Source organism: Streptomyces sp. NPDC111628 (genome assembly GCF_055635195.1).
This window is the reverse complement of the sequence record NZ_JBVKBZ010000012.1, coordinates 1-1,416: the sequence shown is the minus strand read 5'-3', so window position 1 is coordinate 1,416 and position 1,416 is coordinate 1. Positions and strand designations below refer to the sequence as shown.

At 56.6% G+C, this 1,416-nt stretch carries 1 rRNA gene; it reads right to left on the bottom strand.

The annotated features are described in order from the left end of the window. Positions 1 to 22 precede the first annotated feature (22 nt). Positions 23 to 1,416 (bottom strand): 23S ribosomal RNA (locus ACZ7MF_RS39400); the annotation flags it as partial.

Here is a 1,416-nt window from a genome sequence, read left to right as displayed (position 1 = left end):
AACACAGTGGACGCGAGCAACTGAGGACAAGCCCTCGGCCTATTAGTACCGGTCACCTCCACACCTCACGGTGCTTCCAGATCCGGCCTATCAACCCAGTCGTCTACTGGGAGCCTTAACCCCTCAAGGGGGTGGGAGTCCTCATCTCGAAGCAGGCTTCCCGCTTAGATGCTTTCAGCGGTTATCCCTCCCGAACGTAGCCAACCAGCCATGCCCTTGGCAGAACAACTGGCACACCAGAGGTTCGTCCGTCCCGGTCCTCTCGTACTAGGGACAGCCCTTCTCAAGACTCCTACGCGCACAGCGGATAGGGACCGAACTGTCTCACGACGTTCTAAACCCAGCTCGCGTACCGCTTTAATGGGCGAACAGCCCAACCCTTGGGACCGACTCCAGCCCCAGGATGCGACGAGCCGACATCGAGGTGCCAAACCATCCCGTCGATATGGACTCTTGGGGAAGATCAGCCTGTTATCCCCGGGGTACCTTTTATCCGTTGAGCGACGGCGCTTCCACAAGCCACCGCCGGATCACTAGTCCCGACTTTCGTCCCTGCTCGACCCGTCGGTCTCACAGTCAAGCTCCCTTGTGCACTTACACTCAACACCTGATTGCCAACCAGGCTGAGGGAACCTTTGGGCGCCTCCGTTACTCTTTAGGAGGCAACCGCCCCAGTTAAACTACCCATCAGACACTGTCCCTGATCCGGATCACGGACCCAGGTTAGACATCCAGCACGACCAGACTGGTATTTCAACGACGACTCCACCCACACTGGCGTGCGAGCTTCAAAGTCTCCCAGCTATCCTACACAAGCCGAACCGAACACCAATATCAAACTGTAGTAAAGGTCCCGGGGTCTTTCCGTCCTGCTGCGCGAAACGAGCATCTTTACTCGTAGTGCAATTTCACCGGGCCTATGGTTGAGACAGTCGAGAAGTCGTTACGCCATTCGTGCAGGTCGGAACTTACCCGACAAGGAATTTCGCTACCTTAGGATGGTTATAGTTACCACCGCCGTTTACTGGCGCTTAAGTTCTCAGCTTCGCCACACCGAAATGTGACTAACCGGTCCCCTTAACGTTCCAGCACCGGGCAGGCGTCAGTCCGTATACATCGCCTTACGGCTTCGCACGGACCTGTGTTTTTAGTAAACAGTCGCTTCTCGCTGGTCTCTGCGGCCACCCCCAGCTCGGAGTGCAAAACTCGTCACCGGGTGTGGCCCCCCTTCTCCCGAAGTTACGGGGGCATTTTGCCGAGTTCCTTAACCATAGTTCACCCGAACGCCTCGGTATTCTCTACCTGACCACCTGAGTCGGTTTAGGGTACGGGCCGCCATGAAACTCGCTAGAGGCTTTTCTCGACAGCATAGGATCATCCACTTCACCACAATCGGCTCGGCATCAGGTCTCAGCC